24 protein-coding genes are annotated in these 26,414 nt (G+C 71.7%); 9 read left to right on the forward strand and 15 right to left on the reverse strand.

Annotation, left to right across the window (positions count from 1 at the left end; all coding sequences use genetic code 11):
* The first annotated feature begins 69 nt into the window (after window positions 1-69).
* A complete protein-coding gene (locus tag AC0VYD_RS01940; protein ID WP_475478302.1) occupies window positions 70-354 on the forward strand; it encodes a type II toxin-antitoxin system Phd/YefM family antitoxin in 285 nt (94 codons plus the stop codon).
* A gap of 5 nt (window positions 355-359) precedes the next feature.
* Here the strand turns inward: AC0VYD_RS01940 and AC0VYD_RS01945 are convergent, their stop codons facing one another.
* From AC0VYD_RS01945 to AC0VYD_RS01955, 3 genes are read right to left on the reverse strand one after another with little or no spacing between them, the layout of a single operon-like run.
* A complete protein-coding gene (locus tag AC0VYD_RS01945) occupies window positions 360-1,271 on the reverse strand; it encodes a carbohydrate ABC transporter permease (RefSeq protein ID WP_475478303.1) in 912 nt (303 codons plus the stop codon).
* On the reverse strand, window positions 1,268-2,287 hold the full coding sequence (locus AC0VYD_RS01950; protein ID WP_475478304.1) for an ABC transporter permease: 1,020 nt from the start codon (window positions 2,285-2,287) through the stop codon (window positions 1,268-1,270). Before AC0VYD_RS01950 ends, AC0VYD_RS01945 begins: the two co-directional genes overlap by 4 nt.
* Complete coding sequence (locus AC0VYD_RS01955; protein ID WP_475478305.1) at window positions 2,280-3,941, reverse strand: extracellular solute-binding protein; 1,662 nt, start codon at window positions 3,939-3,941, stop codon at window positions 2,280-2,282. The genes AC0VYD_RS01950 and AC0VYD_RS01955 overlap by 8 nt, the downstream gene beginning before the upstream one ends.
* 201 nt (window positions 3,942-4,142) lie before the next feature.
* Here AC0VYD_RS01955 and AC0VYD_RS01960 point away from each other — a divergent pair, with 201 nt between their 5' ends.
* From AC0VYD_RS01960 to AC0VYD_RS01970, 3 genes are all read left to right on the forward strand, one after another.
* A complete protein-coding gene (locus tag AC0VYD_RS01960; RefSeq protein WP_475478306.1) occupies window positions 4,143-6,989 on the forward strand; it encodes a glycoside hydrolase family 3 C-terminal domain-containing protein in 2,847 nt (948 codons plus the stop codon).
* A 161-nt stretch (window positions 6,990-7,150) separates the two neighbouring features.
* Window positions 7,151-9,661, forward strand: a complete 2,511-nt coding sequence (locus AC0VYD_RS01965) for a PEP/pyruvate-binding domain-containing protein (RefSeq protein ID WP_475478307.1) — start codon at window positions 7,151-7,153, stop codon at window positions 9,659-9,661.
* 67 nt (window positions 9,662-9,728) lie between these two features.
* On the forward strand, window positions 9,729-9,932 hold the full coding sequence (locus AC0VYD_RS01970) for a hypothetical protein (protein ID WP_475478308.1): 204 nt from the start codon (window positions 9,729-9,731) through the stop codon (window positions 9,930-9,932).
* A gap of 108 nt (window positions 9,933-10,040) precedes the next feature.
* Here AC0VYD_RS01970 and xylA read toward each other — a convergent pair whose 3' ends face one another.
* Window positions 10,041-11,198 carry a xylose isomerase gene (xylA, locus tag AC0VYD_RS01975; protein ID WP_475478309.1) on the reverse strand — a complete coding sequence of 386 codons (1,158 nt, stop codon included), beginning with the start codon at window positions 11,196-11,198 and terminating at the stop codon, window positions 10,041-10,043.
* A 108-nt stretch (window positions 11,199-11,306) separates the two neighbouring features.
* A complete protein-coding gene (locus tag AC0VYD_RS01980; protein WP_475478310.1) occupies window positions 11,307-12,545 on the reverse strand; it encodes an ROK family transcriptional regulator in 1,239 nt (412 codons plus the stop codon).
* 73 nt (window positions 12,546-12,618) lie between these two features.
* Here AC0VYD_RS01980 and AC0VYD_RS01985 point away from each other — a divergent pair, with 73 nt between their 5' ends.
* Together AC0VYD_RS01985 and AC0VYD_RS01990 are read left to right on the forward strand one after the other, a co-directional pair.
* Complete coding sequence (locus tag AC0VYD_RS01985; RefSeq protein WP_475478311.1) at window positions 12,619-13,200, forward strand: GNAT family N-acetyltransferase; 582 nt, start codon at window positions 12,619-12,621, stop codon at window positions 13,198-13,200.
* Window positions 13,201-13,225: 25 nt separating this feature from the next.
* Window positions 13,226-13,696, forward strand: coding sequence for an NUDIX hydrolase (locus tag AC0VYD_RS01990; RefSeq protein ID WP_475478312.1), 471 nt, complete (start codon window positions 13,226-13,228; stop codon window positions 13,694-13,696).
* A gap of 40 nt (window positions 13,697-13,736) precedes the next feature.
* Here AC0VYD_RS01990 and AC0VYD_RS01995 read toward each other — a convergent pair whose 3' ends face one another.
* The 5 genes from AC0VYD_RS01995 to AC0VYD_RS02015 form a co-directional block, all read right to left on the reverse strand.
* A complete protein-coding gene (locus AC0VYD_RS01995; protein WP_475478313.1) occupies window positions 13,737-14,204 on the reverse strand; it encodes a hypothetical protein in 468 nt (155 codons plus the stop codon).
* Between the two features lie 197 nt (window positions 14,205-14,401).
* On the reverse strand, window positions 14,402-14,662 hold the full coding sequence (locus tag AC0VYD_RS02000) for a DUF6504 family protein (RefSeq protein ID WP_191275397.1): 261 nt from the start codon (window positions 14,660-14,662) through the stop codon (window positions 14,402-14,404).
* Window positions 14,663-14,773: 111 nt separating this feature from the next.
* Window positions 14,774-15,553 carry a M48 family metallopeptidase gene (locus AC0VYD_RS02005; RefSeq protein WP_475480155.1) on the reverse strand — a complete coding sequence of 260 codons (780 nt, stop codon included), beginning with the start codon at window positions 15,551-15,553 and terminating at the stop codon, window positions 14,774-14,776.
* 257 nt (window positions 15,554-15,810) lie between these two features.
* The gene (locus tag AC0VYD_RS02010) at window positions 15,811-16,497 is read right to left on the reverse strand and encodes a DivIVA domain-containing protein (RefSeq protein ID WP_475478314.1); all 687 of its coding nucleotides are present in this window, start codon (window positions 16,495-16,497) and stop codon (window positions 15,811-15,813) included.
* A gap of 32 nt (window positions 16,498-16,529) precedes the next feature.
* Entirely contained in the window at window positions 16,530-16,655 is a 126-nt protein-coding gene (locus AC0VYD_RS02015; protein WP_475478315.1) for a hypothetical protein, read from the reverse strand.
* 520 nt (window positions 16,656-17,175) lie between these two features.
* On the opposite strand from AC0VYD_RS02015, the gene AC0VYD_RS02020 reads away from it, so the two are divergent.
* On the forward strand, window positions 17,176-18,546 hold the full coding sequence (locus AC0VYD_RS02020) for an LPXTG cell wall anchor domain-containing protein (RefSeq protein WP_475478316.1): 1,371 nt from the start codon (window positions 17,176-17,178) through the stop codon (window positions 18,544-18,546).
* A gap of 108 nt (window positions 18,547-18,654) precedes the next feature.
* Here the strand turns inward: AC0VYD_RS02020 and AC0VYD_RS02025 are convergent, their stop codons facing one another.
* Complete coding sequence (locus AC0VYD_RS02025; RefSeq protein WP_475478317.1) at window positions 18,655-19,566, reverse strand: N-acetylmuramoyl-L-alanine amidase; 912 nt, start codon at window positions 19,564-19,566, stop codon at window positions 18,655-18,657.
* Window positions 19,567-19,964: 398 nt separating this feature from the next.
* On the opposite strand from AC0VYD_RS02025, the gene AC0VYD_RS02030 reads away from it, so the two are divergent.
* The gene (locus AC0VYD_RS02030; protein ID WP_475478318.1) at window positions 19,965-21,143 is read left to right on the forward strand and encodes a hypothetical protein; all 1,179 of its coding nucleotides are present in this window, start codon (window positions 19,965-19,967) and stop codon (window positions 21,141-21,143) included.
* A gap of 209 nt (window positions 21,144-21,352) precedes the next feature.
* On the opposite strand, the gene bldC is transcribed toward AC0VYD_RS02030, so the two are convergent.
* The gene (gene bldC, locus AC0VYD_RS02035) at window positions 21,353-21,556 is read right to left on the reverse strand and encodes a developmental transcriptional regulator BldC (protein WP_013155387.1); all 204 of its coding nucleotides are present in this window, start codon (window positions 21,554-21,556) and stop codon (window positions 21,353-21,355) included.
* 706 nt (window positions 21,557-22,262) lie between these two features.
* Window positions 22,263-23,096, reverse strand: coding sequence for a DUF8083 family protein (locus AC0VYD_RS02040; RefSeq protein WP_475480156.1), 834 nt, complete (start codon window positions 23,094-23,096; stop codon window positions 22,263-22,265).
* 253 nt (window positions 23,097-23,349) lie between these two features.
* Between AC0VYD_RS02040 and AC0VYD_RS02045 the strand changes: the two genes are divergently transcribed.
* Window positions 23,350-23,577 (forward strand): DUF3073 domain-containing protein, encoded by a 228-nt coding sequence (locus AC0VYD_RS02045; RefSeq protein ID WP_191275385.1) that lies wholly within the window; start codon window positions 23,350-23,352, stop codon window positions 23,575-23,577.
* 154 nt (window positions 23,578-23,731) lie between these two features.
* Here the strand turns inward: AC0VYD_RS02045 and purM are convergent, their stop codons facing one another.
* Both purM and purF read right to left on the reverse strand, forming a co-directional pair.
* Window positions 23,732-24,796 (reverse strand): phosphoribosylformylglycinamidine cyclo-ligase, encoded by a 1,065-nt coding sequence (purM, locus tag AC0VYD_RS02050; protein ID WP_475478319.1) that lies wholly within the window; start codon window positions 24,794-24,796, stop codon window positions 23,732-23,734.
* A 117-nt stretch (window positions 24,797-24,913) separates the two neighbouring features.
* Window positions 24,914-26,410 (reverse strand): amidophosphoribosyltransferase, encoded by a 1,497-nt coding sequence (gene purF / locus AC0VYD_RS02055; RefSeq protein WP_473036943.1) that lies wholly within the window; start codon window positions 26,408-26,410, stop codon window positions 24,914-24,916.
* Window positions 26,411-26,414: the final 4 nt, after the last annotated feature.

Genomic DNA, 26,414 nt, shown 5'->3' on the forward strand with positions numbered 1-26,414 from the left:
CGGGACCGTCCACGGCGGCCCGGCCCGAAACTCCCACGGCAACGGATGTACATCCGGCACCCTGGAGACATGAACGAGCCCCTGACGGCGACCGTGTCCGAGGTGCGACGCCGCCTCGCCGACACCATTGAACGCGCACGCCGTGATCACACCCCGACCTTCATCACTCAGAGGGGGAGGACCACGGCCGTCCTCATCGATGCCGACGACTACCGGCGTCTCCTGCGGATCGAGCGGGCCGCCGAGAACGCATGGCTCAACCGCCTCGCCGACGAGTCGGAGCAGGAAGGGCGTGCGGATTCCGTCTCCTCGGAGGAGATGGTCCGTGAACTCGCCCGGGGCAGGGGGGCCTGACGGCCTCAGCCCTTGACGGCGCCGATGATGACCCCCTTGGTGAAGTGCTTCTGGACCAGCGGGTAGACGAACGTGACCGGAACCAGGGCCACCACCACGATCGCCATCTGGATGGCCAGGTTCGGCGCGGAGGCGGTGCCCTGGACCGCCTCGCCCACCACCGAGCTGGAGCTGATCTGCTGCCCCTGCTGCACGTACTGGCGCAGCACCAGCTGCAGGGGCCACTTGGAGTTGTCGTTGATGTACAGGACCGCGTTGAAGAAGGCGTTCCAGTAGCCGACCGCGTAGAACAGGCCGATCACCGCCGTCACGCCCTTGGACATGGGCAGGACGAGCCGGGTCAGGATCGTCCACTCACCGGCCCCGTCCACCCGGGCGCTGTCGGAGATCTCCCCCGGCAGGTTCATGAAGAACGCGCGCATCACCACCAGGTTGAACGCGTTCACCGCCGTGGGCAGGATCAGCGACCAGTAGCTGTCGATCAGACCCATGTCGCTGACCAGCAGGTACAGCGGGATCATGCCGGGGGCGAACAGGAAGGTCAGCAGCACGGCGAACAGGAGCGGCCGGTGCCACAGCGAGCCCGGCCGGGAGAGCCCGTAGGCGGCCAGGATGGTCGCGGCCAGGCTCACGGCCGTACCGACCAGGGTCACCCCCAGGCTCACCAGTACGGCACGGGTGACCACGCCCCCGCTGAAGAGGTCGGCGTAGGCCTGGAACGAGATCCCGGCCGGGACCACCACCAGGCCGCCCGCCGCGTTCACCGCGGACGCGGGCGACAGGCTGGTCAGGACCACGACGTACAGGGGCAGGACCACGACCGTCGCGATCGCGGCCAGGGCGGCGTTCTTCGTGAGCCGCGTCGGTAGGCCCGGGCGCTCCGCCCACACGGGGCGGTCCTTGAAGAGAGTGCTCATACTCGCCTGTAGATTCCGTTCTCACCCATCCGGTGGGCCGTCTTGTTGGCGATCAGGATGAGCACGAGGCCGATCAGGCCCTTGGTCAGGCCCGCCACCGCCCCCGCGCTGAAGTTCCCGGTGACCAGGGTCTGGTGGTAGATGAAGGTGTCGAGCACCTCGGACACACCGGAGCCGAAGGCGTCCCGCTGGAGGAAGAACTGCTCGAAGCCGACGTTGAGGATGTCGCCGAGCTTGAGGATGAGCAGCAGGACGATCACCGGCCGCAGCCCGGGCAGGGTGATGTGCCATATGCGCCGCCACCGCCCCGCGCCGTCCACCGCTGCCGACTCGTAGAGGTTCTGGTTGATCGCGGCCAGGGCGGCCAGGAAGATGATCGTCCCCCAGCCGGCGTCCTTCCAGATCATCTGGGAGGTGACCACGAACAGGAACGCGTCCGGGTCGGACATGATCTCCAGGGGCGCGTGCCCGTTCTGCCGCAGCATCTGCGAGACCAGCCCGGCCCCGCCCAGGATCTGCTGGAACAGCGTCACCACCAGCACCCAGGAGAAGAAGTGCGGCATGTACACGATGCTCTGCAGCAGCAGCCGCAGCCGGGGGCTGAGCACGCTGTCGAGCAGGATGGCCAGTGCGATCGGAATGGGGAAGAAGAACACCAGCTGCACGGCGGCGATGGTCAGCGTGTTGCCGACCGCGTTCCAGAACCGGGGGTCGCCGAAGAGCCGCTCGAACTGGGCCAACCCCACCCACGGGCTGCCGAGGACGCCGTCCCAGGGGTTGTAGTTCTGGAACGCGATGACGTTGCCCAGGGTCGGCGCGTAGTGGAAGACGGCCAGCAGCCCAATGGCCGGGAGGGTCATCAGCAGCAGCTGCCAGTCCCGGCGCAGTCTGGCCCCGAGTGAGGGGCGGTTCCCGGTCCGGGGCCGGGGGCGGTGCGCGGGTCGGCGGTCGTCCCGCCCGCCCCCGGGGGCCGGGGCCCCGAGGGTGGTCGCGGGTCCGCCGGAGCGGTCAGTCACGGCCGTGTTCCTGGAGGACCTCCAGGTAGAACTCCCGGCCCTCTTCGCCGCCGTCCCGGCGCCAGTCGTCGATGGCGGTGTCCAGCGCGGACAGGTCCTCGCGGCCCCGGATGACGTCCTCCACCCGGTCGGTCAGCGGCAGTTCGGCGGCGGAGAAGCGGTCCGGCCGCTGGATGCGGATCCCCGCGAAGGGGTCGTCCTCGGCGTAGGCGATCGCGTCGTTGTACCAGGCGGTCTTCCAGGCCACGAAGTCCGGGTACTGGCTCTCGGTGATGGCCGGCGGACGGCCGCTGATGAAGTAGTAGCCGTCGTTGACCTCGGAGTTGCCGAGGTCGGTGAGCTCGGGGGCGCCGTGCTCGTTGCGCTCGTGGTGCACGCCCTCCTCCCCGTACCGGTAGTCCATGTACTCCTGGGTGCCGAAGGGCGCCGCGCAGAAGTTCACGATGGCGAGGATCTCCTCGATCTGCTCCGGTTCCATGCCCTTGCGGACGAACACCGACTGGCTGGACGGGTCGTTGCGGTGCAGCACCGGGTCGCCGCCGTCGTGGCCGAGGGCCGGCAGCAGGTCCAGGCGGAAGTCGGGGTTGTCTCCGAGGATCTGGCCGTAGGCCTCGTGCCAGGCGCCGAGGCCGTCCTGGTTGAAGAGGATCTGGCCGGAGTTGAGCAGCTCCTTGGCGTTGTCGCCCTGGGCCACCAGGTCGGGGTGCACGAGTCCGGCGTCGAAGACGCGCCGCATGAACTCCACGCTGGCGCGCCACTCCTCGGTCTCGAACATGTGGACCAGTTCGCCGTTCTCGTACCGCCACTGTTTGGGGGCGCCGAAGATCTGCCGGGCGGTCAGGCTGATGTCGCCGAAGGCCCAGCGGTTGTTGTCGGGGTCGTTGACCTCCTTCCCGAGTTCGAAGAGCTCCTCGGAGTCGGCGGGGACCGCGAGCCCGTACTCCTCCAGGAGGTCGCGCCGGTACAGGATCCAGTTGCTGAAGGGTTCGGAGGGCCAGGGGATCCCCTGGAGCTGCTCGTTGAAGACGTTGGCGCGCCAGGCGTCGCTGTCCAGGTTGGCCAGCAGCGGGTAGGCCAGCGCCGCGTCCCCGGCCAGGTAGGGGGTCAGGTCCTCGAAGAGTTCTCCGACGGCCCGGTTGAACTGGGGGATCAGGTTGATCACCCAGTCCGGGAACATCGTGATGTCGGCGACGTCGCGCCCGGCGACGACGGCGTTCATCTTGTCGATGATCGTGTTCCCGTCCTGGAAGTTGAACTCGACCGTGGCGCCGATCCGATCGTTGACGTGGTCGTAGAAGGAGTTGTTGCCGAGCCCGGGCGGCACCGGGCCCCACATGGGGGTCATCGCCGTGTAGTGCCCGCCCGAGCCCCGCACGTCCGCGGCGGCCCGGACGAAGCTGTCGGGGTAGGCGGTGAAACCGTCGGGGGCGCCCGCGACCCCGGGGATGTCGGGGACGACCGCCTCGAAGGGCTGGAAGGTGGGGATCAGGTCGTTCAGGTCGGTGGCGGCGGAGGCCGAACCCCCGCCGCCGGTCTCGCCGGCCCCGCCGGAGCAGCCGGAGAGCATGCCGGCGGAGAGTGCGGTGGCGCCGGTGGCGCCCATCAGACTGAGGAAGCGACGGCGGCTCGGAGCCGGAGTCGGGGGGAGTGACATCACGGTCGTTCCTTTGGTCGGCCGGGTCGCCAACGCCCGGGGGTAGGAAACGCTAGGCCATTTTGCTATGAATTGTCTTGGCCGATTAGAGAGTCAAATTACTGCAACGTGATCTAGCACACAAGGCCTCTGTGGTCCAAAGTCGAAGCGGTTCGATTTTGGTACGACGCGGCTCGGTCCCGACTGGGAGAAACGCCCCTGATGAGCACCACGAACCCCACCCGACAGACCACCGAGGACCGAGTCGAGGAGCTGATCCGGAGCCTGACCCCCGAGGAACGGCTGGGTCTGCTGCACCAGTACCAGGCCCCCGTCGAACGGCTGGGCCTCGCCGCCTTCCGGACCGGCACCGAGGCGCTCCACGGCCTGGCCTGGCTCGGTGAGGCCACGGTCTTCCCCCAGGCCGTCGGCCTGGCCGCCAGCTGGGATCCGGCACTGCTGCGCCGGGTCGGCGAGGCCACCGCCACCGAACTCCTGGCCGTCCGCCGCCGGGACCCCCGGGCCGGGCGCAACGTGTGGGCCCCGGTGACCAACCCGCTCAGGGACCCCAGGTGGGGGCGGAACGAGGAGGGCTACTCAGAGGACCCGTGGCTCACCGGGCTCCTCGCCGCCGCCTACGCCAGGGGCCTGGCCGGGGACGGGCCGCGCCCGCGCACGGCACCCACGGTCAAGCACTTCCTCGGCTACAACAACGAGACCGACCGCTGCACCACCTCCAGCGACCTGCCGCCCCGGGTCCTGCGCGAGTACGAGCTCCCCGCCCACCTGCCCGCCCTCAGCCAGGGCGCCGCACTCGCGGTCATGCCCTCCTACAACCTGGTCAACGGCAGGCCGGCGCACCTGAGCCCGCTCATCAACCGGGTGCTGCGCCGTGCCGCGCCCGGACGGATCCTCGTGGTCAGCGACGCCCACGCGCCCGCCAACCTCTTCGGGCTCCAGGGGTTCCACCCCGACGGGCCCACCGCCTACGCGCACGCCCTGCGCGCCGGACTGGACAGCTTCACCCAGGACGACGACCGCCCCGAGGCCACCCTCGCCCATCTGCGGGAGGCCCTCGACCGCGGGCTGATCAGCCAGGAGGACGTCGACGAGGCGGCCCGCAACGTGCTCTCCGTCCGGGTCCGCCTCGGCGAGTTCGACCCCGAACCCCGCCACGAGCAGGTCCCGGAGGAGGTCGTGAACTGCCCCGGGCACCGGTCCCTGGCCAGGGAGGCCGCCACCCGCTCACTCACCCTGCTCCGCAACGACGGCCTCCTGCCGCTGCGGGCACCGCTGCGGATCGCCGTGATCGGACAGCTCGGCGACACCGTCCTGGAGGACTGGTACAGCGGGACCCTCCCCTACGCCGTCACCGCGCGCCAGGGCCTGGCCGAGCACTGCGAGGTGGAGTTCGTCGAGGGCACCGACCGGATCACCCTGGAGAGCGGCCGGGGCCGGGTGGTCCTCGGCGCCGACGGACGGCTCCGCCTGGCCTGGGCCCCGCACGGACAGGGGGAGGAGCGGTCGGATGAGGAGGCCGACCTGTCCGGCCTCTTCGACCTCCTCGACTGGGGCGGCGGGGCGCACGCCCTGCGCTCGGCGGCCAACGGGCTCCACGTGGACGAGGCCCCCGGCGACGCCCTGGCCTGCACCGCGCCGGGTCCGGGCACCTGGGAGGTCCGGCAGACCTTCCTGCTGACCCGGTCGGCGGACGGGGTCCGGCTCACCCAGGTGCACACCGGCCGTCACGTCACCGTCGCGGAGGACGGCGCCCTCCGGCTCGGCCCGGAGGGCGCCGAGGGCACCTTCTTCCGGGTCGGGGGACTGGGGTCGGGAGCCCGGGCGGCCGCGGAGGCGGCGGCCCGGGCCGATGCCGCGGTGGTGGTCGCGGGCGACCACCCCATGGTCAACGGCCGGGAGACGCAGGACCGCACCGACCTGGACCTGCCCGCCGCGCAGGAGCGGGTGCTGCGGGCCGTGCACGAGGCGAACCCGGACACCGCCCTGGTCCTGTGCAGCGGGTATCCGTACGCCGTGAACTGGGCGGACGCCCACATCCCGGCGATCGTGTGGTCGGCGCACGGCGGCCAGGAGTACGGGCGGGCGCTGGCCGACGTCCTGCTGGGCCGGGCCGAGCCCGCGGGGCGCCTCACCCAGACCTGGTACCGGGAAACCGCCGACCTCCCGGACCTGCTGGAGTACGACGTCATCGGCGCGGGCGGAACCTACCTGTACTTCGGAGGGACCCCGCTCTACCCCTTCGGGCACGGCCTCGGATACGCGACGGTCGAGTACGGCCGGACCCGGGTGCGGGTCCGTGACGACCGGGTCACCGTCGAGGTACCCGTCACCAACACCGGCGACCGCACCGCCGAGGAGGTCGTGCAGGTCTACACCCGGCAGACGGACTCCCGGGTGCGGCAGCCCTTCCGGACCCTGCGGGGCTTCGCCCGGCTGCGGATCGGCCCGGGGCGGACCGAGGTCGCCTCGGTCTCCTTCGAGGTGGACCGGCTGGCGGTCTGGGACACCATCGGGGACCGCTTCGTGGTCGAGGAGGCGCCCCGGGAGGTCCTGGTGGGGCGCTCGGCGTCGGACGTGGTCGCCACCGTGCCCCTGGACGTCCCGGGGGAGCCGATCCCGCCCCGGGACGCCTTCACCGCCTGGTCGGCGGACCGGTACGACGAGGCCCACGGGGTCCGGCTGTGCCCCGTCGCCCCGGAGCCCGGGCCGGTGGGGCCGGACGCGTCCGAAACCGCGGTCCCGGGGGACGCGGTGCGCGCCCAGGCCGCCGGCGCGTGGGTGGCCTACCGGGACGTGGACCTGGGGGCCGGCGCCGCCGAGCTCCGGGTGGGCGCCAACGCGCCCCGGGCGGCCACCGTCCGGTTGCGCCTGGGCGACCCGGTCACCGGAGAGGTCCTCGCGCGGGTGCCGGTCCCCGCGGGCGACGGCGCCTACGACTTCACCGAGGTCCGCACCCCGGTCCGCGGCGCCTCCGGTGTGTGCGACCTGTACCTGGTCCTGGAGGACGCCGACACCGCGGTCTCCGAGCTGGTCCTCGGCGCCCCCTGAACCGCCCGGCGCCCCGACGGCCCCGCCCCGACGGCCCCGCCCCGGACTGGTCCCGCTCTCCCCTTCCGCCGCTCCGTGCCGCACGGGCCCTGTCCGTACCCGCCTTCCGGGATGCAGGATGGGTCCGTGTGCCACGGAGTGACGAACGAGGGCGGGAACCTGTGCGGGTACTGACACTGGACCGGATCGACCCGGACCTGACCGGCCTGGTCGGGGGCAAGGCCGCCGGTCTCGCGGCGGCGCTCCGCGCGGGCGAGCGGGTGCCGCCGGGGTTCTGCGTCACCACCGAGGCCCACCGCGCGGGCGAGGTGCCCAGGGACGAGGTGGCGGCGGCCTACGAGGCGCTCGGCGGCGGCCCGGTCGCGGTGCGCTCCAGCGCCACCGCCGAGGACCTGCCCGACGCCTCCTTCGCCGGGCAGCAGGACACCTACCTGAACGTGGAGGGGGTGGACGACCTGGTCGGGGCGGTGCGCCGCTGCTGGGACTCCCTCTGGACCGACCGCGCCGCCGCCTACCGCCGGGACCGCAGGATCGACGACCGGTCCGTCCGGATGGCGGTGGTCGTGCAGCGCATGGTCGACCCCCGGGCGGCCGGAGTGCTCTTCACCGCCAACCCGGTCACCGGCACCCGCGGGGAGACGGTTCTGGACGCGGTCCCCGGCCTCGGTACCGCCGTCGTCGACGGTACGGCCGAACCCGACCGCTACCTGGTGCGGCCGGACGGGAGCACCGAAGGCCCCGACGGCGGCTGCCTGCGCCCGGAGGAGGTGGCGGCCCTCCACGCCCTGGGACGGCGGTTGCAGAGCCACTTCGGTGCGCCCCAGGACGTCGAGTGGGCCGTCGACCGGGACGGGACCCCCTGGGTCCTGCAGTCCCGGGCGGTCACCACGCTCTTCCCGTTGCCGCCGGCCCGCGCGGACGGGCCCGGGGTCTATCTGGAGGGCGGTCACATGCAGGGCATGCTCAGGCCCTTCACCCCGTTGGGCTTCGCCGTGCTCATGGAGGTGTCCCGGGACTGGTTCGCCGCCTTCACGGCGGACGGCGGGCGGGGCCCGGAGTCGTGGATGGTGAACGTGGGCGGGCGGCTCTACCTGGACCTGACCGGCCTGGTCCGGGACCGCAGGACACGCGACAGCCTGCCCGGGGCCCTGGCCCTCTACGGCCCCGGGGCCGGCCGGGCGGTCCGGGGCCTTCTGCGGGACCCGCGGTTTGCCCCGCGGCCGGGCCGCCCCCTCCGGGCCGGGGCGGTCCTGCGCGGTGTGCGGGCGGCGGCGCCGCTGCTGGCGGGCTTCGCCGCGGACGCCGCCCTCGCCCTCTGGAACCCGGCCCGGACCAGGGAAAGGGTGTTCGGCCTCGGGGAACGGGCACGGCTCGGCGCGAGGCGCACACCGGAGCGGGTGGTGACGGTCCGGGACCGGCTGGAGTACGCCCGGCACCTCCAGGCCCCGGTGATGTCCGGGCAGATGATCGCCATGCTGGGCCCCCTGTACGCGGGCCTGGTGGCGGCGAAGCTGCCCGAGTACCTGCTCAACGGGGTCGCGGAGCCGTCGGAGGTCGCGGTGGTCCTCGGCGGGATGCCGCACAACGTCACCACCGGGATGGACCTGGAGCTGTGGCGGTTGGCGGAAGGCGCCCGGGAGCACCGGGAGCTGCTGACGGGGACGCCGCCGGAGGAACTGGCCGAACGCCACCTGGCCGGGGACCTGCCGGACATCGGACTCGCCGGCTTCCTGGACCGGTACGGGCACCGGAGCGCCGCCGAGATCGACATGGGCGTGCCCCGGTGGGCCGAGAACCCGGCACCGGTGTTCTCCGCGATCGCCAACTACCTCCGGGTGGACGACCCGGAACAGTCGCCCGAACGCCGGTTCGGGGCGGCGGCCGAGCGGGCCGTCCGGATGCGGGACGAGCTCGTGCGCAGGCTCGCCCGGACCAGCCCGCTGCGCGCCCGGCTGACCGCCTTCCTGCTCGACCGGGCGCGCGAGCTGTCGGGGCTGCGGGAGTATCCCAAGTTCGTGTGGCTGTACGCGCTGGCCGAGGTGCGCCGTCAGATGCTGTCGGTGGGCGGGGAACTGGTCGCGCTGGGCAGGCTCGACCGGGCCGAGGACGTGGTCTTCCTGGACTTCGACGAGGTCGGTGAACTGCTGGACGGGGCCGAACTCCGGGCCCTGGTGGCGGAGCGCAGGGCCGATTACCGGCGTGAGCTCGGCCGCCGCAGGGTGCCGCCGCTCCTGCTCTCGGACGGCACCGACCTGGAGGCGGCCCTGCCCGCGCTCCCCCCGGCCGAGGGCTCCGAGGGGGAGCTGAGGGGTGTCGCGGCCTCCCCGGGAACCGCTACCGGGGCGGCGCGGGTGGTGCGTGATCCGGCGGGCGCCTCGCTGGCGCCCGGGGAGATCCTCGTCGCGCCGACGACCGACCCCGGATGGACCCCGTTGTTCATGACCGCGGGAGGGCTGGTGGTGGAGACCGGGTCGACGGTGGCGCACGGCCCCACGGTCGCCCGCGAGTACGGCATCCCCTGCGTGATCTGTGTCCCCGGGGTGACCGAACTGGTCCGCGACGGCCAGACGGTCACCGTCGACGGGTCCGCTGGCACGGTTCGGATGGAGGAGCCGGGGGAACCGGAGGAGCCGGGGGAGAAAGACGGGCCGGAGGGAACCGGGAGCCCCTGACCCGAGTCATAGGGGGACCATACGGCGGTCTCGTATGGGTAACGGGCATCTCGGGTGGAGGGCGGACATGAACGAGCAAACGACACGCCCCCGGTCCGCTCACCGACATCCCGGGGCCCTGTTCGGCCGGACGCAGGTCTACGCGCAGAACAACCCGCGTTCCTACGCCGTCAGGGCCGTCCTCGTTCTCCTCGGCCCGTGGGCCAGGCGCTACCGCCAGCGCGCCCGTGACTTCGCCGAGCTCTACGACGCCCGGCGGCGCCAGGGCTGACCGCCGCTCCGGCACTCCGGGAGGCCGGTGCGCCTTCCGGACACGGAGACCCCGCCCCGGGCACACCGGCACGCGGCCCGGGGCGGGTGTCCCGCAGGGGCTCCGGGGTCAGCGGGTGCCGAGCAGGTGCTCCAGGGCGAGCTGGTCCAACCGCTCGAAGTGGTAGCCCCGCTGGCCCACGGTCTCCAGATCGATCTCCTCCTTGAGCAGGTCCGCGACGCCCTCGCCCGGGGAGAGGGTGGGCTCGGCCAGCTCGGGGACCCGGGCCTCGGCCAGGGCGGTGGCCACCTCCGGGTCGGCACGGAAGGCGGCGGCCCTGTCCCGCAGGATCAGGTAGTTGCGCATGCAGCCCGCCGCGGACTCCCAGACCCCGGACATGTCCTCGGTCCGGGGCGGTTTGAAGTCGAAGTGCCGGGGGCCCTCGTAGCCGGACCGCTCCAACAGGTCGACCAGGAAGAACGCCTCCTTGACGTCACCGGCGCCGAAGCGCAGGTCCTGGTCGTACTTGACGCCGCGCTGGCCGTTGAGGTCGATGTGGAAGAGCTTGCCCGCCCACAGGGCCTGGGCGACGCCGTGCGCGAAGTTGAGCCCGGCCATCTGCTCGTGCCCGACCTCCGGGTTGACACCCACCATCTCGGGGTGTTCGAGCTCGTTGATGAAGGCCAGGGCGTGGCCGACGGTGGGCAGCAGTACGTCGCCGCGCGGCTCGTTGGGTTTGGGCTCGATCGCGAAGCGCAGGTCGTAGCCCTGCTCCCGGACGTAGGAGCACAGCAGATCGAAGGCCTCGCGCAGCCGGTCCAGGGCGGCGTGGTCGTCCTTGCCCGCCTCGGTCTCGGCGCCGTCCTGGCCGCCCCAGCACACGTAGGTCCTCGCCCCGAGGGAGACCGCGAGGTCGATGTTGCGGATGACCTTGCGCAGTGCGTACCGGCGCACGTCGCGGCTGTTGGAGGTGAAGCCGCCGTCTCGGAAGACGGGGTGGGTGAACAGGTTGGTGGTGACCATCGGCACCGCCATGCCGGTCTCGTCCAGCACGCCGCGGAAGCGCTGGAGGATCCGGTCGCGTTCGGAGGGCGAGCTGCCGGGCGGGACGAGGTCGTCGTCGTGGAAGGTGACGCCGTAGGCGCCGAGGTCGGCGAGGCGGTGGACCGCGTCGACCGGGTCGAGCGGGGGGCGGACCGGGTCGCCGAAGGTGTTGACGCCTCGCCAGCCCACGGTCCACAGGCCGAAGGTGAAGCGGTCCTCGGGGGTGGGCCGGTGGTCACTCATGTGCGCTCCTGGAGGGTGGGTCCGTGGACGGTGCCGGACCCGATTAGTTTGTCTAGAGACACAACTAATTGTCAACGGGGTGGGCCGCACCACACCGCGCCCGGGCTCCTACGGCGGGGGCAGCGGCAGGGCGCCGGATTCCAGGCCGTGGATCATCACGGCCGCACCGCCCCGGGAGGCGGCGCTCATCCCCAGGTCCGAGGGCTCCACCCGGCAGCCGCCCGCCTCCGGAGCGAAGGAACCGGCCCGTGCGGCCTCGCGACAGCGGGGGACCAGCCACCGCGCCATCGGCACGAAGTAGCCGCCCAGCACCACGGCGCCCGGGTTGACCACGTTCACCAGGGTCGCCACCCCGCGGCCCAGCCACGTCCCGGCCCGCTCCAGCGCGGCCACGGCCGTGGGCTCACCCGCCGAGGCGCGGTCCACCGCGACCGCGACCAGTTCGGCGACCTCCGCGCCGGACAGCGGGCGTCCCGGAACCAGGTCGGGCAGGGCGGTGCGCAGGATCGCCCCGATTCCGGCCAGCGCCTCCAGGCAGCCCCTGCGGCCGCACGAGCACTCGGGGCCTCCGGCGTCCAGTTCCAGATGCCCGATCTCCCCCGCGAACCCGCCCGCCCCGCGCAGCAGCTCGCCGCCGACCAGCACACCCGCGCCGATCCCCACCTCACCGGTCACGTACACCAGGTCGGGCAGTCCGGCGAGGGGGCCGAAGCGGTACTCGGCCATGGCGCCGAGGTTGGCGTCGTTGTCGACCAGGACGGTCGCCCCGGCCAGGGCGGATCCGGCCAGGCGGGAGAGCAGGAGCTCGCGGAGCGGGACCTCCCGCCAGCCCAGGTTGGGGGCGCGCCGCACCGTTCCGGAGGGGGCGTCGATCAGCCCGGGGACCGCCACGCTCACCCCGACCACGGTGCGCTCGCGCAGCTCCGGCGCCTCGGTGACCTCCCGGAGCGTGTCCGCGATCCGGTGGGCGCAGGCCCGGGCGCCCGCCGAGCGGGCGTCCAGCGGTACGTGCCGGTGCACCAGTTCCCGGTGGAGCAGGTCCACGGCCACCACCGACAGGAAGTCGACGTTGACCTCCAGGCCGACCGCGGCGACCGAACGCTCGTCCGGGGCCAGCAGGACCCCGGGGCGGCCCACCCGCCGCTGGGAGGTCTCACCGGTCTCCCGCACCAGGCCGCGGGCCGTCAGGTCGGAGACCAGGCTGGAAACGGTGGTCTTGTTCAGTCCGGTGGCGGCGGCGACGGCGGCGCGGGAGCACGGGGCGTGTTCGCGGACGGTGCGCAGCACGGTGCGCAGGTTGCTCTCCCGGACGGTCTGGAAGCTCACCGTCCCCGTACCGGTCGCCACCCCGTACCCCCTGCCGCCGACTGCCGCGGAAAACCCGTTGCCCGTGTGTGGGGGCGCTGGTTGGATTCCCATCATGGTGCCTTCAGACGTGTTCCGCGACCAGCCCGTCCTCGTCGGGGGCCGGGTGCGGTTGGAACCGCTGGGCGTCGCCAACGCGGGCGAGGTGATCCCGGGGATCGTGGACATGGACCCGCAGGTGCGCAGGCTCACCGGTACCCACCGGGAGTTCACCGCCGAACAGCTGCTCAGGGTGTTCGCGGCCTGGGAGCAGCGGCACGACCGGGCCGACTGGGTGGTCCGGGAGCAGCGGGGCGGTGCGGCCGTCGGTGACTGCGCGCTCATCGACCTGGACCCGGACAACGCCGAGGCGCACTACCGGATCGCGCTCAGCTCCATGGAGCACACCGGCAGGGGCTACGGCACCGAGGCCACCGACCTGGTCCTGGAGTACGCCTTCGAGACCGCGGGGCTGCACCGGGTGGCACTGGAGGTGTTCGCCTTCAACACCAACGCGGAGAGGTCCTACGCCAGGTCCGGCTTCGTCCGGGAGGGCGTGTGGCGCCAACACCTGCGCTGGGACGGCGAGTGGCACGACGCGGTCCTGATGTCGGTCCTCGCCGACGAGTACGCCGAACTCCGCCGCCGGCGCGGCTGACCGGTCCGGCGTTAGTGTCGGTGGCATGCCCGTTCCCGATTTCCTCCGGAAGCTGCGCCAGCACGTCGGCCACGACCTCCTCCCCCTGGTGGGTGTGACCGCCGTGGTTCTCGATGACGGCGGCCGGGTGCTGCTGCACCGGCGCTCCGACGACGGTCGCTGGGCCACCCCGGGCGGCATCCTCGAACCCGGGGAGCAGCCCGCCCGGGCGGTGGTCCGTGAGGTGCGGGAGGAGACCGGGGTGCTGGTGGAGGTGGAGCGCCTGGCCACCGTGATCGGCCAGGAACCGCACACCTACCCCAACGGCGATCAGGTGCAGTTCCTCGATCTCGCCTTCCGCTGCCGCCCCGTGGGCGGTGAGCTCGGGGTCGACGGCGACGAGAGCCTCGACGTGGGCTGGTTCGCCCCGGACGGACTGCCGCGGATGGCCGACCGGATCCTCGAACGCATCCGCTGCGCCCGCGAACCCGGGGGCGAGCCCCACTACGAGCGCTGACCCCGGGGTCGGTGCTCGGTTCGGGGCCCGGACGAACGGGTCAGCCCGACGGTCCGGTGTCCAGACGGCGGTGCCACCAGGCGAGGTCCGCCCAGGGGCCGCCTGTGGGGAACAGCGGGTCCGGCAGGGTGCGCTCCTGGTAGAGGCGGTCCAGCGCGCTGACCAGTCGCCGCAGCTCCCCGCGAGGCCCCGGTGGCAGGTCGGTGATCGCCTCCTCCAGGCCGTCGCGGACGAACCTGATGTCGTCCCGGGCACAACCGGGGCAGCAGTCGAAGCGGGCGGGGCGCGGGTAGAGAGGACCGCGCCCCGACGTGACGAAGCCGCGGTAGCGGGTCAACGCGGTCGCGGTGGCCCCCACGCTGCGCGGGTCGGAGGCCCGTTCGAGGCGGTGGATCGCCAGGCAGGTGCGGGCGGACAGGCCCGGGACCGGGCGCGGCGGGGGGAGGCGGGTCGGCCGGGGGAGCTGGTCGGTTCGTGCGCGTAGCGCACCCGGACGCCTACGCGGCATCGGCCTTTCGGAAGCTCATGGGGGACATGATGGCGCGTGCGGTCGGCGCGGGCAAGAGCCCGGTCGGCCCCGTCCGGGAGGGCAGCGGCCCGGGTCTGCGCGGGACCGGTGCGGGAGCGCGGGTGTCCGCCGGCCCGAACGCCTGCCCGGCAGGCGTTCGGCGCCGTGCTGTCCGGGCCGCGGAGCCGGCTCCGTGCCTAGTTCCACTGGCGCCGCATGGTCCAGCGGTCCGAGGCGACGTCCCGGGTGATGTCGATGATGCTGGGAACGCCCGACTCCGACTCGGCCGAGACGCGGAGCAGGTGAATCTGTGTGGCCGGGACGCCAGGGGCCTCGGGGCGGGCGGGCCAGTCGCCGATGATCCTGCGCACCCGGAAGGTGTGGCCGCGCCAGGTGAACTGGGCGGGGTTGCCACGGTCGGTGGAACGGACGTCGATCTGTTCGTTCAGGAGACTCACCCGAACACCATATCGAACACGCGTTCGACGGAGTCAAGTCCCTCGGAGGTCGGCGCGGTCCGTGTCCCCACGGGGCAGGTGTGCCGGTCCGCCCGTGTTCCGGGGCGGGAACTACAGGAACACCCGGCCGCGGCGAGTGCGGTCGCGCAGCGCGGCCATCCGCCTGGTGTTGCTCGGACGCCGGGAGAGCAGGTGGTAGAGCAGCAGCGAGCACCCCCGGTCGGTACGCGCCCGGGCTGCCATCTCGCCCATGTTCACCCGCGTGTACAGGTTCGGGCCCCCCGCGAACAGGTGTACCGCGTGCACCCCCTCGGGCAGGTGCGCGTGGGCGTGGTTGTCGGCCGTGTACTCGGCGGCGCGGGACAGCGCGGAGCCCAGACCCGGAACCAGGTCGGCACCGACGGTGGCCAACCGGCGCCAGTACCCGGTGTGCCCGGCGGCCACATGGCCCACCTGGTGGGCGATGAGGAACGCCAGGGCGTCCGGGTCGCGCAGGCGGCCGTCCCCGTCGAACAGGGCGTCGGGCAGCACCAGGTAGCGGCGGAGCCCGTGCGCGGCGGCGTCGGTGCGGGCGGAGACCGGACCGACCCGCACGTACGCCTCCGGGGGCCGGGACAGCCCCATGTCCGTCGCCAGGGACACCACCGTCCGGTGGGCCTCGGGGAACTGGGTCGGTGAGATCCGGACCGACTCCGCGCACTCGCGGGCGTAGCGCATACCGCGCACCGACCAGCACGCCAGGGGTGCCGCGGTCAGTGCCAGCGCGGTCCACAGCACCGACCCGGAAAAGGACCACACCAGCCTCAGCAGAACCGCGGTGAGCGCCAGGGACACCGTCGCGCACAGGACGAACAGCGGTTTCTCCCAGGGATGCGCGGACGCTGGAACGATCTCCTCGTCGGTGTCCAGCCCGCACGGTTCCCGCGTGGGCCCGTGCGGGGAGGACCGGTGCGCGGTCAGCCGTCCGGGGGTGGCGGCGGTGCAGCCGGGAACCCCGTGGACCGCACAGGCCGGAGAGTGCCCTGGCGTCGCGTGTGGCACGCTGCTCCCCCCTCGGAACGCCCGTGTCTCAGGGTGATTACTCCCTGTGTCCAAATATTACTTTCCGCTTTCCTTTGTTCGGGGTGGCGGAGGCGGCGTGTCCGGTGTCAGGAGCGCTCGTAGTGGCGCAACTCCTCGGCGAGTACGTCCAGGAACCGGTTGACCTGGGCCGGGTCGTACCCGGGGCGCGCCCGGGTGGTGGCGAACTGGACCCGCTCCACCTCCTCGGAGGTGAGGGTGGCCCGTTCCGGCCGCCCCTGCTGGAGGACGTCCAGCGTGTACTCGGCGCGGTCCAGGAACTCGTCGACCTCCTGCTCGTTGTAGCCGGTGGTCAACCGGGTGGTGGCGAAGCGCTGCTCGCGGATGTCCTGGGGGGCCATCCGCGGTCCGGGCGGCGGTGGACCGGTCGGCGGCAGGTCCTGGTGGTGCGGCCCCTGCGGCACCCGGCCGGTTTGCGCGGGGCCCGTCCCGCCGGGGTGCGGAGGCAGGGGCGGGGGCGGGGCGGGCTGGCCCAGGCCGCGCCCGGCGAGGTCGGCCACGACGAGGTCGAGGAAGTCGTCCACCTCGTCCTCGCGGTATCCGGGGCTCATCCGGGTGGTGCGGAAGCGGGAGTTGCGGATCTCGTCCGCGGTGAGCAGCGGGCCCTTGCGCGGTCCGCCCTCCAGCGCCACCAGTGTCGCCTCGATCCGGTCGAGGAGTGCGTCCACGTCCTCCTCGTTGTAGCCCGGGCGCAGGCGCACCGTGTGGAACTTCTTGTTGCGGATGTCCGCCGGTGTCAGAGGCATGGTCCCCATTGTGCAGTTCACGGGGTTCTCGGGGGGCGCTGTCACAGGTCCGCGTGTGGCTCGGCGGCGGACCCGTCGCCGGTGGTGTCCCGGGCGGCGCGGACCCGGAAGCGGTCGCCCCCGTGCGGTGCGGCGACGGGGAGGGGGGAAGGGGCGGGGGAACTCATGGACGGCATTATGCCGACGGTGAGTGGCATGCGCCACAAATACCAGTGGTTCTGGCCGGGTGCGGACACGAGTGTTGCCTGCACGAGCGTTGCCTGGTCAGGGAGTCGCCCCGCATGGGACGTATTCCCCATAAGACGCCTGAGTCCTATTGAGGTTTACCGGAATCCAAAAGATTAACCCATATTATTGGGTGCCGTTACTCAGGGCATTGGCATGACCATCGTGACCTTTTTGATATCGAAAGTCCGATGGTTTGGCATTTGTTGGCATGTACTCTCGTTGTGGCGAATGGAAAGCAGTCAGGCCGGTTCTTCCGGCCCTTGCCCTCTGCGGGCCGAAACCGCGCGAGCTTTCTGTTTTTGCAGGTCATGGGCTTCTGTGTGCCCCGACCGTCCCCCATACGACCCTGGTCCGTGCTCCACGCTCCGAGAATCCCCACCTCTGTTGTTCCGGTGGTGGAAGGCGCGGCCAGGCCCGGCCCAGACACATATGGGCTCGGACGACCCAAACGAGGATGACTTGAAGAACGCTCCCCGAATCACGGCGCGCCGCGTCCTCCAGGGCGGTGCCGCCTTCGCCGCGCTGGGCGCTCTCAGCCTGGCCACCGCGATGCCCGCCCACGCCGACACCTATGGCTGGGCCTACGCTTCCGCTGTTGGCGGTCAGGGCTCCTCGGAGACCTACATCACCCAGGAGCAGACGGTTTCCAACCCGTTCTCCACCACCATCGGTGACTGGCTGGTCGTCAACGGCACCACCACCGCCACGGTGAACGCCGACGGCGCCACCGCCACCACCGTCATCGACTCGGCCAAGATCTCCGTCACCGCCGAGAACGTCGAGGACATCCTCGACCCCGAGGACGAAGAGGACGAGGACGAGGACGACGACCTCGACGAGGACGACGAGGAGGAGACCCCCGAGGACGAGGAGGGCGGCGACCCCGAGGACGAGGAGGGCGGCGACCCCGAGGACGGCAACGGCGAGGGCACCGACCCCGAGGACGGCAACGGCGAGGGCACCGACCCCGAGGGCGGCGACCCCGAGGACGGCAACGGCGAGGGCACCGACCCCGAGGACGGCGAGGGCTCCGGCGACCCGTCGGAGGCACCCACCGTCGACCCGACCGAGGCCCCCGTCGAGGAGCCCTCCCAGGCCCCCACCGAGGAGCCCACCGGGACGCCCTCGGACTCCGCCGAGGAAGGTGGCGCGAACAGCGCCGAGGAGTCCCCCGAGGCTGCCTCCTCCGAGATCGTTGACTTCGAGGAGAACTCCGAGCTGGTCGACGGCAGCGAGACCGTCATCCTCGAGGGGACCATCTCCGGGATCACCGTCACCACCACCCAGAGCTGGGACGGCGAGGTCAGCCACCACGCTGACGCCGGCACCTTCAAGTCGGAGCCCATCATGCTGTCGGGTGAGGACGGCGGTGAGGAGCTGGTGCTGAACATCCAGCCCTCCGTGGACCAGGGCGTCGTGCAGACCGAGGACGCCGGCTTCCACTGGAACGACGCGTACACCAACCTGTACATGAACTTCCTGGTCGACGACGAGTTCGTTGCCGGATACTCCATCGCCGAGAGCGCCGCGGGCATCACCACCGGCGCGGTCGACGACGGCGGCGACGGTGACGACGGCAACGGCAACGGCGACGACGGCAACGACGACGGCGACAAGGGTGACGACAAGAACCCGCCGCAGAAGGAGCGCGACGAGGACACGCTCCCGAAGACGGACCCCGAGGACGCCCAGCCCCTCGCCCAGACCGGTTCGCCGGTCGCCGGTCTGATCGCGGCCGGTGCGGCGATCGCCGCTGGCGGTGGCGCCGCCGCCTACCTGGCGCGTCGCAAGAAGAAGAACGACGAGGTCGCCGAGACCAACGAGGACTAGTAGCGCCTCCGAGCCGCTCGCACGGGCGGCCGTCGTGACAGAGGGCCCCGGGGCCGCCGCTCAGGCGTGCGGACCCGGGGCCCTCTCCGTGCGTGCGCGGGTCCGCGCCTACTCGCGCATGAGGTAGGTGGCCAGACCGCGGGCGATGGCGTCCGCGGCGTGCTCACGCCACTCGGGGTCCTCCAGGAGTTCGGCGTCCTCGGCGTTGCGCATGTTCCCGGCCTCAAGGAACACCTTCGGCACGGTGGAGAGGTTCAGCCCGCCCAGGTCGGTGCGCTCGTCCAGCCCTTCCCCGGCGAGGTAGTCGGCGTAGGGGACGTCGCTGCCCTCGAGGTACTCGCGGCGGATGTCCTCGGCCAGGAGGGCGGAGGGCTCCACGATCTCCTCGGTGAGACCGGGCACCTCCCCGGGGGTGATGACGTGGAAGCCCCGACCCGACTCCGGTCCGCCGTCGGCGTGGATGGACAGGGCGGCGTCCGCCTCGTTCTCGTTACCGATCTCCGCGCGCTCGTCGATACAGGGGCCCACGCTCTCGTTGTCCTCGCGGGTGAGGATCACCGTGGCGCCGTCGGCCTCCAGGCGTTCCTGGACGAGCAGGGACAGCTCCCAGTTGAACTCGTGCTCGGAGTAGCCGTTCACGCTCTGGGCCCCGACGGTGTCACAGGCCTTCTCGCCGTTGCCCACGGACACCTGGGTGTTGATCTCGCCCGGGGCGGAGGCGTTGCCACCGTTGTGGCCGGGGTCGATGACCACGACACGGTCGCCGAGCGGGCCGTCACCGGGCGGGGTGGACCCGTCCTCGGCCGGAGCGCCGCCCTCTTCGGCCGGGACGCCGCTCCCGGTGCCGGGGCCGCTCGCTCCGTCCTCGGGGCCGGGTAGCGGCGGTGCCGCGGTGGGGTCGGCTCCGGGTGCGCCTCCGGCCGGGGCCGAGCAGGCCGTGGTCCAGAGCGCGGCGAACGAGAGCAGGGCCAGGGCGCGTGCGGCGCGGCTCCGGCGCCCCGGTGGTGCGGAGACGGGCATGTCCACAACCTAGCCGGTGCCCGCGACCCCGACGTACCCGCACAGAGCGGGACGGAGGGCGCATGGCGGAAGTCCAGGAGCGGACAAAGGGCGCTTCGGTGTTTCCCCAGTTCCAGGCGTTTCACCGACAGTTGACCAGCACCTCGGGGCCACCGTTTGGTCGTCACCGGGGCGGTTTCCGTTTTGTGATCAACGCGTTAGGCTCACCGTGTGGAACGCCTTGTACACGCAACTCCACAGCGATCAGCATCTTGACCGGCCGGAGGGGCACCGAGCCCGCCCGCCCGGAACACCGCGCCCGGCCAGCCAGGTCTGCCAGAAGCTCCCGGACCGCCGCTTCAGCGGAACGGGAGCGGCCCCAGTGCCGGGCATCCCCCAGATACAACAGGAGTGTTGTGGTGACTCCCGCCGAATCGTCCGCCCGCCGCATCGTCGCGGGCGGCACCCTCTTCCTCGCGCTCGGCGCGCTGGGTGTCGCCTCCGCGGCTCCGGCCGGGGCGACCCAGTTGCTCTGGGCCAACGCCCAGGCCTGGGCTGCTGACGGTGACCTGGTGGCGGGTTACTCCACCGCCGTCAGCGTCGGCGGGGAGACGGAGGACGACGCGGGAGCGGAGCAGCTCCTGGGCCCTCTGGCCGAGTACGCACAGGTCGAGGGGGAGAGCCGCACCCTGGTCAACGGCAGCGGGGCGCTGTCCGAGGCGGTGGTCGAACAGGCGACGGTCCGGCTCGGCGTCAACGACCTGATCGACCTGGGCATGATCGATCTGGCCGACGAGGCCGGGGACCCGCCCGCCCGGCCGCCCGAGGAGGAGCCGCGGGGGAGCGGCCCGGAGGACGGCCCGGCCGAACGCACCCCCCGGGAGCGGGAGCCGGAACGGGAGTCCCAGCAGGCGGAGGAGCCGCTCCCGCGGACGCCCCCGCAGATCCCCACCCGGGGGCCCGGCACCGTACCCGAGGAGGACGTCGTCATCCTGGGGGAGGAGGACTCCGAAACCGTCTCCGCTGACGGCAACGCGGTCGAGTTCACCCTCGCCGGCGTGCGGGCCAGCTCTGCCGCGGCCTACACCGGGGAGACCGAGGCGAGCCTCGAACACGGAGAGTTGACCGCCTTCGGTGAGCCCGTGGCGGACTTCGACGGTGACCACCTGGCCGAGCAGACCCTGGAGGTCCTCGACGAGGAGGGCGGGACCCTGACCGAGGTGCCCGTCAGCGTTCGCTTCCTGGCCAACGAGGACGTCTTCGATGACGAGGAGCGCGCCTGGGACGGCAAGGGCGTCCAGGCCTCGCTCACCGTCTGGGTCCAGGTGGGCGACCCCGAACTGGAGAACGGTTTCGTCGTGGACTTCGCCGACACCTGGGCGGTCGGCTCCACCCACGGTTCGGCCACGCCTCCGGGGGCGGACGAGCCGGACGAGGGCCAGCAGGAGGTGACGGCACCGGCCAAACGGCTGGCCACGACCGGGGGTTCGCTCGCCGCACTGGTCGCCGCCGCGGTGGTCGCGGTCGGCGGCGGTACCGCCGCCACGTTCCTGGCCCGCAAGCGCACCACCGCCATGGACGACCGGATCGAGGACTGATCCGCGACCGGACCGCTCCAGGGCCCGTGGCACCGCCTGCCCCCGATGAGGGTTCCGGTCCCCTTCCGGGGCGGGGCCGATCGGGGTGGCGGACGCGGGCGGCGTCGAGGGAGGGCGGGCCACCTGTCCGGGTGGCCCGCCCTGGAATTTTCGTCAGCAGCCGGAGTTCGTCCAGCCGTTCCCCCCGGAATCGGCACAGACCGGGGAGATCACTCCGTACGCTGGCTGGGGATCCCGGCCAGCAGGGCGCGGACCTCAGTCTCGCGGTAGCGGCGGTGGCCGCCCAAGGTGCGGATCGAGGTCAGCTTTCCCGCCTTCGCCCAGCGTGTCACGGTCTTGGGGTCAACGCGGAACATGGTGGCAACCTCAGCGGGGGTCAACAGGGGCTCCGCCTCGGGCGTGCGAGTTGACATGTGTACGGCCTCTCCTCCTGGATCTGTGTGCCGATCCTTGAGCCTTATTCCTGGCACTTGGCCCGGATGTCCAATATTTCCACTAGGTCCATATTGGCACCACCCGAGGTGATTGCGCGACCACTCCAAGCAACTTTGCACGTGGGAGGCCATTGAAAGCCGCCCGTGGCCGCGTCACGCTAAGTGATTCTAGCGACACGTTTAGTGGCATGTGGCGTATTCGGTCAAAACTTCGTTCTCGGGCCTCGTTTTTCTCGATCCGGAGAGCCTGAAGTGCTACGGCAGGCTGACCGAAAATCGAGGGTCAAGGCCGGGGGAAGGTTGCGCAAGCCCTGGTCGGCTGCTGTGCGGAGAGGGGTGGGGCGGGGTGGCGCGCGGTGCGCCGGTTTGCTTCGGCTGGTGGGTCGGGCCACGCGGATCCTCGGCGCGGCGGGGGTTTCACGATTACGTAGAGTGCACTCAGTGACCGGCTGGCTACAGTCTATGTCGATCCCTATCGGGCGTTATGCCCAGTTTCACGATGCTTGATGTCGCGCCTCGGCCGGTCAGCCGTCCGCACCGCTGTCACGTGCGCAAAGAGGGCCGCTTCTGGCCGAGAAACCTGGTGTACCAGGTTGTCCCACGGCGTGGCGCGGCCCCGCGCCGGCGCTCGGATGACGACATTCGAGGTCCGGGTGCCCGCGAAACCCGGGGGAGGACGTGACCGTCAGTTGGCGTGCCCGAGGGCGCGCACAGACCTCCAGCGCAGGGTGATCCGCTTGCGGAGCTCCGTCACGCGGGCCCCGTCGCCCTTCGCGAGCGCCTCGACGGCCTCGGCCACCTCGGCAACCGAGTGGTCCTCGCTCAGGTGGTCGTCGCTCAGCAGGTGGGGCAGCCCCCCGTAGTCCAGCTCGAGGAGGGAGTCGGGGTGGGCGGTCGTGGACAGCCAGTCCAGGAGTTCCTCGGTCGAGGAGGACACCGCGTGCTCCCCGATGCGCTCGCGCAGCACCGCCGCCGTGTGCTCCAGGCGCCGAGTCGCCAGCGCGGTCCTGGTCAGGTACAGCAGGGTCCTGGTGTTCCCGGCCGACAGGACGAGACAGCGCTCCTGGGGCTCGAAGGGGACGAACCAGGGGACCGGGACCGTCCAGTTGCTGGACAGGATCCCCGGCTGGACCCGCGCCCCGGACTCGCGCCACTGCCGGTAGCCGGCCTCGGCCCGCTCGGCCTCCCGGGCCGGTACGCACGCTTCGGCCAGGGGCCGCGGCACGGAGCCGGTGAACTCGTCGAAGGCGCGCCAGGAGCGCAGCCGGGTCTGCCACGGGCACACGTACAGCCGCTCGTTCACCCGGCGCAGGTAGGCGTGCCCGCTCTCCTCGACGGGGGCGACCGCCGGCGGCGTGGTGATGAGTCTGCCCAGGCTCTCGGTGTGCTCGGCGGCCAGGGCGTTGACACGCCTGGGGCGGTCGGCGGACTCCGCGTACCCTTCCCAGTGCCGGCGGTCACGGGGAGAGAAGGCCGTGACCGGCTGGTAGACGCGGAGATAGGCGGTGTAGGGCAGCACGATCGCATCGTGGCACAGATCGTTCCGTCTGGCACTCACCGTGAGAAGTCCCAGGCCGGGAAGGGTTGCGTGCGCACACCGCATCCGTCACACCCGGGTGGCGTAGGCACGGCGGGGTCCGACCAGGTACGGTTGTATGTGTACGTAAGCTGACGCCTGTCGTCAGTCGCGTTTGACGGCCGTCAGCCTGGTAGTGCGGGTTAGTAAGTGATCTGGGGTTCGTCGGAACCCAATCGTTGAGGGGGTCGAGCCAATGGGGCGCGGCCGAGCCAAGGCCAAGCAGCAGAAGGTCGCACGGAAGCTCAAGTACAGCTCCGGTGGGACCGACCTTGATCGGCTGCGGTCGGAGCTGGGTGTCGCTGAGGACGAGGGGTCTCCCTCCGGGCCGTTGGGTCCGGACGATCCCTACACGGAACCTCAGGACGACCTGGTCGACCGTTACGCGGATCTTGCCGACAAGTACTCGGAGTCCGACAAGTAGGCGTCGGATTCGGCCGAGTCTTTCAGGTCGCTCGGATAACAACCGCTGACCTGTAGCGGCCACGGTCTCCCACCCGGGGACCGTCGCGGACAGGTGGATATAGCCGGTGCGAACCACTGCAGTGGTTCGCACCGGCTATGTTCGCGTCCCTGCCTCACGTGTTCCGGTACTCGCCGTTCAGTACGGCCCGGCCGGAACCGTTCTGCACCACGCCGAGGCGCCAGGCCCGTACACCGCGGTCGGCGAGCACGCCCAGGGCGCGCTCCGCGTCGTCCGCGGCGACGATCGCCACCATGCCCACACCCATGTTGAACGTGGCCTCCATGTCCTCCCGGCCGATCCCGCCCTTCTCGGCCAGGTAGCCGAAGACCGGCAGCGGGGCCCAGGTGGAACGGTCCAGTTCGGCGTCCAGGCCCTCCGGCAGCGACCGGGACAGGTTCGCGGCGAGGCCGCCTCCCGTGATGTGCGAGTAGGCGTGCACCTCGACGGCCGAGGTCAGGGCCACGCAGTCCTTGGCGTAGACGCGGGTCGGGGTCAGCAGCACCTCGCCGAGGACCCCGCCCAGCTCCGGGACCTGCGAGTACAGGTCCAGGTCGGCCTCGTCCACGATGTGCCGGACCAGCGAGTAACCGTTGGAGTGCGGGCCGGAGGAGGCCATCGCGATCACGGCGTCGCCATCGCGCACCCGGTCCGGGCCCAGGATCGCGTCACCCTCGACCACACCGGTTCCGGCCCCCGCCAGGTCGTACTCCTCGGGGTCCATCGCTCCGGGGTGCTCGGCGGTCTCGCCCCCGATCAGCGCGCACCCCGCCTGGTGGCAGCCCTCCGCGATACCGCCGACGATCTCCGCCACGCGTTCGGGCACCACGGCGCCGGTCGCGATGTAGTCGGTCATGAAGAGGGGCTCGGCACCGCTGACCACCAGGTCGTCGACGACCATCCCGACCAGGTCGATACCGATGGTGTCGTGCTTGTCCATCTGCTGGGCGAGCATGACCTTGGTGCCCACCCCGTCGGTGGAGGTGGCCAGGACCGGGTCCCGGTACCTGGCCGTGTCCAGGCGGAACAGGCCGGCGAAGCCGCTGGCGTCGGTGACCTGCTCGGGTCGGCGGGTGCGCGCGACGTGACGCTTCATCAGGTCGACGGCGCGTTCACCGGCGGCGATGTCGACGCCCGCGGCCGCGTACGCGCCCGTCGTCCCTGTGCTGTCGGCTGCCACGCGAGTTCTCCTCGTTTTCGGTGGTGTACGGCTGTCCGCGGCCCTGTTCCAGGGCACGCCGGAGGATCCGGAAGGCGCTTCCGGGCGCGGCGGACCGGACCGGTCCGCCGCGTGGTCTCACTTGGGGCTGGTCGCCAGAGTGGAGCCCTCAGGGGTACCGCAGGCCTTCTCCAACAGGTACTTGCCCTGGGAGTCGGCGTCCACCTCCAACGGGTACACCCCGTCGAAGCAGGCGCGGCACAGCTGGTCCTTGGGCTGCTCGGAGGCGGCCACGAGCTCGTCCAGGTCCACGTAGGCCAGCGAGTCCGCGTTCACCGACTCGGCGATCTCGTCCACCGACAGGTTCGCGGCGATGAGCTCGGCACGGGTGGCGAAGTCGATGCCGTAGTAGCAGGGCCACAGCACCGGCGGGCTGGAGATCCGCACGTGCACCTCGGCGGCGCCCGCGTCGCGGAGCATCCGGACCAGGGCGCGCTGGGTGTTGCCGCGCACGATCGAGTCGTCCACGACCACCAGGCGGCGGCCCTCGATGACCTCGCGCAGCGGGTTCAGCTTGAGCCGGATACCCAGCTGGCGCAGGGTCTGGCTGGGCTGGATGAACGTGCGGCCCACGTAGGAGTTCTTCACCAGGCCCTGGGCGAAGGGGATCCCGCTCGCCTCGGCGTACCCCACCGCGGCGGGGGTGCCGGACTCGGGGACCGGGATGACCAGGTCGGCCTCGACCGGGTGCTCCCTGGCCAGGCGGCGGCCTACCTCCACCCGGGTGGAGTTCACGTTGCGCCCGTTCATGGTGGTGTCCGGGCGCGCCAGGTAGACGTACTCGAACAGGCAGCCCTTGCGGCGGGCCGGGGCGAAACTGCGGGAACGGACGCCGTCGCCGTCGATCACCAGGAGCTCGCCCGGCTCGATCTCGCGGACGACCGTGGCGCCCACGATGTCCAGGGCCGCGGTCTCACTGGCGACCACCCAGCCGCCGGCGCCGGAGGTCTCCCCGAGACGGCCGAGCACGAACGGGCGGATGCCCTGCGGGTCGCGCGCGGCGTAGAGGGTGTTCTCGTCCATGAAGACGAGGGAGAACGCACCCTGCACCTTGGGGAGGAGCTCCATGGCCGCGTCCTCGAGTGCCTGGCCGTCCTTGGCCCTGGCCGCGAGGAGGTTGGTGAGGACCTCGGTGTCGGTCGTGGCGCCGCGCCGTTGGTCGGGCAGCAGCGCGGCCAGTTCGGGCGTGTTGATCAGGTTGCCGTTGTGGCCGAGCGCCAACCCCCCCTCACGCGCGGTGTAGAAGGTCGGCTGGGCGTTCTCCCACACCGGTGAACCGGTGGTCGAGTAACGGCAGTGGCCGATCGCGAGGTGGCCTCCCAGGGAGTCGAGCGTCGCCTCGTTGAAGACCTGGGAGACCAGTCCCATGTCCTTGTAGACGACGATCCGCTCCCCATCGCTTGTGGCGATGCCCGCGGATTCCTGGCCGCGGTGCTGGAGCGCGTAGAGGCCGAAGTAGGTGAGCTTGCTGACTTCTTCGCCGGGTGCCCAGACCCCGAAAACGCCGCAGGCGTCCTGCGGGCCGCGTTCGAGCGGATCGAGGTCCATGGAGAGCCGGCCGTCGGAGTACGACACAGGC

Source organism: Nocardiopsis sp. iso_40, assembly GCF_056173285.1.